The sequence below is a fragment of the Paraburkholderia sp. genome, assembly GCF_035501035.1.
Lineage (GTDB): Bacteria > Pseudomonadota > Gammaproteobacteria > Burkholderiales > Burkholderiaceae > Paraburkholderia.
Genome location: NZ_DATJWR010000169.1, coordinates 1 through 5,607, shown reverse-complemented (window position 1 = coordinate 5,607; position 5,607 = coordinate 1). Strand labels below are relative to the sequence as shown.

The 5,607-nt window shown below is 62.1% G+C and carries 5 protein-coding genes and 1 tRNA gene; all 6 read left to right on the top strand.

Annotation, left to right across the window (positions count from 1 at the left end; translation table 11 throughout):
- Nucleotides 1–1,683 (top strand): bifunctional (p)ppGpp synthetase/guanosine-3',5'-bis(diphosphate) 3'-pyrophosphohydrolase (locus VMJ11_RS11675; RefSeq protein ID WP_325619570.1); only part of this gene is annotated, 1,683 nt, incomplete at its 5' end.
- Between the two features lie 107 nt (nucleotides 1,684–1,790).
- Nucleotides 1,791–1,867: transfer RNA gene (locus VMJ11_RS11670), tRNA-Val, on the top strand.
- 293 nt (nucleotides 1,868–2,160) lie between these two features.
- Nucleotides 2,161–4,068 (top strand): threonine--tRNA ligase, encoded by a 1,908-nt coding sequence (gene thrS / locus VMJ11_RS11665; RefSeq protein ID WP_325619569.1) that lies wholly within the window; start codon nucleotides 2,161–2,163, stop codon nucleotides 4,066–4,068.
- A 50-nt stretch (nucleotides 4,069–4,118) separates the two neighbouring features.
- A complete protein-coding gene (infC, locus tag VMJ11_RS11660; protein ID WP_325619571.1) occupies nucleotides 4,119–4,628 on the top strand; it encodes a translation initiation factor IF-3 in 510 nt (169 codons plus the stop codon).
- A gap of 316 nt (nucleotides 4,629–4,944) precedes the next feature.
- Nucleotides 4,945–5,142 (top strand): 50S ribosomal protein L35, encoded by a 198-nt coding sequence (rpmI, locus tag VMJ11_RS11655; protein WP_004191477.1) that lies wholly within the window; start codon nucleotides 4,945–4,947, stop codon nucleotides 5,140–5,142.
- Between the two features lie 27 nt (nucleotides 5,143–5,169).
- Nucleotides 5,170–5,529 (top strand): 50S ribosomal protein L20, encoded by a 360-nt coding sequence (gene rplT, locus VMJ11_RS11650; protein WP_007585475.1) that lies wholly within the window; start codon nucleotides 5,170–5,172, stop codon nucleotides 5,527–5,529.
- The last annotated feature ends 78 nt before the right edge of the window (nucleotides 5,530–5,607 follow it).

Sequence of the window (5,607 nt, the reverse complement as noted above, 5' to 3'; positions counted from 1 at the left end):
AACCGGCTGGGCATCTGGCAACTGAAGTGGGAACTCGAAGACCTCGCGTTCCGCTTCGAGGAGCCGGTCACCTACAAGCGCATCGCGAAGCTGCTCGACGAAAAGCGCGTGGAGCGCGAGAGCTACGTGGCCGAGGCGATCGCGCGGCTGCAGCGCGAGCTCGCCGCGGCGCACATCCCGGCCGAGGTGAGCGGACGGCCCAAGCACATCTACAGCATCTGGAAGAAGATGCGCGGCAAGGAGATCGACTTCTCCGAGCTTTACGACGTGCGCGCGTTCCGCGTGATCGTGCCCGACATCAAGGATTGCTACACGGTGCTCGGCATCGTGCACAACCTGTGGCAGCCGGTGCCGAGGGAATTCGACGACTATATCTCGCGGCCCAAGCCCAACGGCTACCGTTCGCTGCACACGGTCGTGGTCGGCGACGACGGCCGTGCGTTCGAAGTGCAGATCCGTACGCAGGAGATGCATCAATTCGCGGAATACGGCGTCGCCGCGCACTGGCGCTACAAAGAGGCTGGCGCGAAGGGCTACGGCGGCCAGGTCAGCGCGAGCAGCAGTTACGACGAAAAGATCGCCTGGCTGCGCCAGTTGCTCGCATGGAAGGACGACGTCGCCGACGGGCGCCAGCCATGGGAGCAGTTGCGCCAGGCGACGCTCGACGACGACCACATCTATGTGCTCACGCCCCAGGCGCGCGTCATCGCGCTGCCGCAGGGCGCGACGCCGCTCGACTTCGCGTATCACCTGCACAGCGAGCTCGGTCATCGCTGCCGCGGCGCGCGCGTGGACGGCGCGATGGTGCCGCTCAATACCCAGCTTCGCAACGGCCAGACAGTCGAGGTCGTCGCGGTGAAGGAGGGCGGGCCGTCGCGCGACTGGCTCAATCCGCAGCTCGGCTATCTGCACAGCCCGCGTGCGCGCCAGAAAGTGCGCGCGTGGTTCAACGCGATCGAGGCGCAGGAAAACATCGCCAGTGGCCGCGCGATGGTGGAAAAGACGCTGCAGCGCGAGGGCCGCACGTCGGTCAATCTCGATCAGCTCGCGGCGAAGCTCGGCTTCAAGTCTACCGACGACCTTTTCAGCGTGGTCGGCAAGGAAGAGTTCAGCCTGCGCAACGTCGAGCATGCGTTGCACGACGCGCCGGCGGCCGAGCCCGGGCAGGAAACGCCCGAGCAGCTCACCAAGCGCGCGAGCGGTGCGAACGTGGCGCACGGCGGGTCGTCTGGCGTGCTGGTGGTGGGCGTGGACGCGCTGCTCACCCAGCTCGCGCGCTGCTGCCGCCCCGCGCCGCCCGACGATATCTGCGGGTTCGTCACGCGCGGCAAGGGCATGTCGATCCACCGCAGCGACTGCCCCACCTTCCTGCGCATGGCCACTCGCGCGCCCGAGCGAGTGCTGCACACCACGTGGTCCGCCGACGTGATGGGCGGGCGCGGCCAGTCGGTGTATCCGGTCGACATTTCGATCGAGGCCACCGACCGCCAGGGCTTGCTGCGCGACATCTCCGAAGTGTTCGCGCGCGAAAAGATGAACGTGATCGGCGTGAAGACGCAGTCGCGTCGCAACGCGGCGTATATGCAGTTCACGGTCGAAGTGTCGAACTCCGCGCAGATCCAGCGCGCCTGCGTGCTGCTCGGCGAGGTGGGTGGCGTGTTGCGGGCTTCGCGCAAGAGCTGAGGCGCTGAGGCGGGCAAGGTGGGCAAGATGGCAAACCGGGGTATCATGCCGCACCGCAAAAAAGCACTTGCCAAGTCTGCGTGCACTTCATATAATCTTCCTTCTTCAGGCTCGTAGCTCAGCTGGTTAGAGCACCACCTTGACATGGTGGGGGTCGTTGGTTCGAGTCCAATCGAGCCTACCAACGAAACGGGTCCTTGGCGTTGCCAGGGGCTCAAGGCAGTAAGGCGCTGGGTCTATCAAGGCGGCAGGCGCCAGGAAACGCCAAGGGGCGAATACGGTTATGACACCGCGAACGTTCACCGAAACTATTTCGGAGCGACGCTAGTCGAGGACCTCTTTCGCCTCTGCAGTCTGGTTTGAAAAGTGAATGCGGCCCCTCGAAAGCGGGGCCGCTTTTTTTTCGCCGCGGGGTTTTGCGCGGGTCAGTCCTCACAAGAAGTTCGACGTGCCCGCAAGGCACTTTTGGAGAAAAGAATGGTTGCGATACGTCTGCCCGATGGTTCGGTTCGACAGTACGATCATCCCGTCACGGTCGCCGAAGTGGCGGCTTCGATCGGTCCCGGCCTCGCCAAGGCGGCGCTGGGCGGCAAGCTCGACGGCGAACTGGTCGATACGTCGACGCTGATCGATCACGACGCATCGCTCGCCATCGTCACGGACAAGGACGCCGACGGCCTCGACATCATCCGTCACTCCACGGCGCACCTGCTGGCCTACGCGGTGAAGGATCTGTATCCGGAGGCACAGGTCACGATCGGGCCGGTCATCGATAACGGCTTCTATTACGATTTCGCCTACAGCCGTCCGTTTACGCCCGAAGATCTCGAGAAGATCGAAAAGCGCATGCAGGAACTCGCGAAGAAGGATGAGCCGGTGTCGCGCCGCGTCGTCGCGCGCGGTGAGGCTGTCGATTACTTCAAGAGCATCGGCGAGAAGTACAAGGCCGAGATCATCGAGTCGATTCCCGGCGCCGAGGAAATCAAGCTCTACTCGCACGGCGGCTTCACGGACCTGTGCCGCGGCCCGCACGTGCCGTCCACGGGCAAGCTGAAGGTCTTCAAGCTCATGAAGGTGGCGGGCGCCTATTGGCGCGGCGACTCGAAGAACGAGCAGTTGCAGCGCATCTACGGCACGGCCTGGACGAAGAAGGAAGACCAGGACCAGTACCTGCACATGCTCGAAGAGGCCGAAAAGCGCGACCACCGCAAGCTCGGCAAGCAGCTCGACCTGTTCCACATGCAGGACGAGTCGCCGGGCATGGTGTTCTGGCACCCGAAGGGCTGGACGCTCTGGCAGCAGGTCGAGCAGTATATGCGCGCTCGCCTGCGCGTGGCCGGCTACGACGAGATCAAGACGCCGATGATCATGGACCGCTCGCTTTGGGAAGCGTCGGGCCACTGGCAGAACTATCGTGAAAACATGTTCACGACGGAGTCGGAAAAGCGCGACTACGCAATCAAGCCGATGAACTGCCCGGGGCACGTCCAGGTGTTCAACCACGGCCTGCGCTCGTACCGCGATCTGCCCTTGCGCTACGCGGAATTCGGCTCGTGCCACCGCAACGAGGCGTCGGGCGCGCTGCACGGCTTGATGCGCGTGCGCGGCTTCGTCCAGGACGATGCGCACATCTTCTGTACGGAAGACCAGATCATCAGCGAGTCGATTGCGTTCAACACGCTCGCGATGAGCATCTACAAGGATTTCGGGTTCGATCACATCGACATCAAGCTGTCGCTGCGTCCGGATTCGCGCGCAGGAACGGACGAGACGTGGGATCGCGCCGAGCAGGGCCTGCGCGAGGCGCTGACGGCCTGCGGCCTGCAATGGGAAGAGCTGCCCGGCGAGGGCGCGTTCTACGGCCCGAAGGTCGAGTACCACATCAAGGACGCGCTTGGTCGCTCGTGGCAGTGCGGTACGCTGCAGCTCGACATGGTGCTGCCGGAGCGCCTTGGCGCCGAGTACGTGGCCGAGGATAACAGCCGCCGCCGGCCGATCATGCTGCACCGGGCCATCCTCGGTTCGATGGAGCGTTTCCTCGGCATTCTGATCGAGCACCATGCCGGCGCGATGCCGCCCTGGCTCGCTCCGGTGCAGGCCGTTGTGATGAATATTGCGGAAAGTCAGGCCGAATATGCCGCGAATCTAGTCCAATCGTTGCAAAAACAAGGGCTTAGAGTGATAGCCGATTTGCGCAACGAGAAAATTAGCTATAAAATACGCGAGCACACGCTTGAGAAGGTCCCGTACCTGCTTGTCGTTGGTGACAAGGAGCGTGAAGCACAAACGGTAGCCGTGCGTGCCCGTGGCGGCGTCGATCTGGGTGTCATGCCGGTCGAAGCCTTTACTGAGCATCTTGCGCAAGACGTCAAGACGTTCAGGTAAGCCACTTCGGCAGCGCGGCTCGTTTTTTTAACTTTTAGAGGAAACGTAACATCGCTACGGATAAGTCGCATCGCATCAACGGCGAAATCACTGCGCCCGAGGTGCGTCTCGTCGGAGTCGACAACGAGCCGCTCGGCATCGTAAAGCTGGCCGAAGCGTTCCGACTGTCGGAACAACAGGACGTCGATCTGGTTGAAATTGCCCCACAGGCCGTGCCGCCGGTATGCCGCCTGATGGATTACGGCAAGTTCAAGTACCAGGAGGCGAAGAAGCAGCACGAGGCCAAGCTCAAGCAGAAGGTCATCCAGGTCAAGGAAGTCAAGTTCCGCCCGGGTACCGACGACGGCGATTACAACGTCAAGCTGCGCAATCTCGTCCGCTTCCTCGAGGATGGCGACAAGACGAAGATCACGTTGCGTTTCCGCGGCCGCGAAATGGCCCACCAGGAAATCGGCATGCGTATGCTCGAACGCCTGCGCACCGACCTCGATGAAGTCGGCCAGGTCGAGCAGATGCCGAAGATGGAAGGGCGCCAGATGATCATGGTGCTCTCTCCGTAGAAGAAGAAGTGATCCGGCGCGCCGCGCGGTGCAAACCGCGCGGCGCCGGGAAACAGTTTGAATGGCGTTTTCGCCGCCTTAAGGCGGCGAAAACGAGAGCAGGTTCCGGAACGGCGCCCGCGCGCCGCACGAGTCGTGCGGCAAACGGGCGTTTTTCCTGAAAGCGGCGGTGAGCTTGTCTTTTATGAGCCAGCCAGCTGCCAAAACAAGTGGAGTGGGTTTCGAAGGGCGGTCTGAGGGCGAAGCAGGGTTTTTTGAAAACCGCGCGTGGAGCCAGCCGCACACCCATGTCCATCAAATAATGGAGTTGTTCGTCATGCCCAAGATGAAGACCAAGAAGAGCGCTGCAAAGCGCTTCGTGGTGCGTCCGGGTGGTACCGTCAAGCGCGGCCAAGCCTTCAAGCGTCACATCCTGACCAAGAAGACCACCAAGAACAAGCGTCATCTGCGCGGTGCAACGGCAGTTCATGATTCCGATCTGAACTCCGTGCGCGCAATGCTGCCGTTCGCGTAACTCAACTCACACTCATAGGAGCGAAACATGCCTCGAGTCAAACGTGGGGTTACCGCACGGGCCCGTCACAAGAAAATCATCAAGCTGGCCAAGGGTTACCGCGGCCGTCGCAATAACGTCTATCGCATCGCCAAGCAGGCGGTCATGCGCGCAGGCCAGTACGCCTATCGCGATCGCCGCAACAAGAAGCGTGTGTTCCGCGCACTGTGGATCACGCGTATCAACGCGGCGGTGCGTCAGCACGACATGACCTACAGCGTGTTCATCAACGGCCTGAAGAAGGCGTCGATCGAACTCGACCGCAAGGTCCTGGCTGACATGGCGGTGTTCGACAAGGCTGCATTTGCTGCGATCGTCAAGCAGGTGAAGGCCGCCGTCGCTGCCTGATAGCAGGTATTGCGCAGGTTCGTTGCAGCAGACATTCCGGTAGTCTCGGTGATGCTGCAACAAAAACGGGGCTCCTCA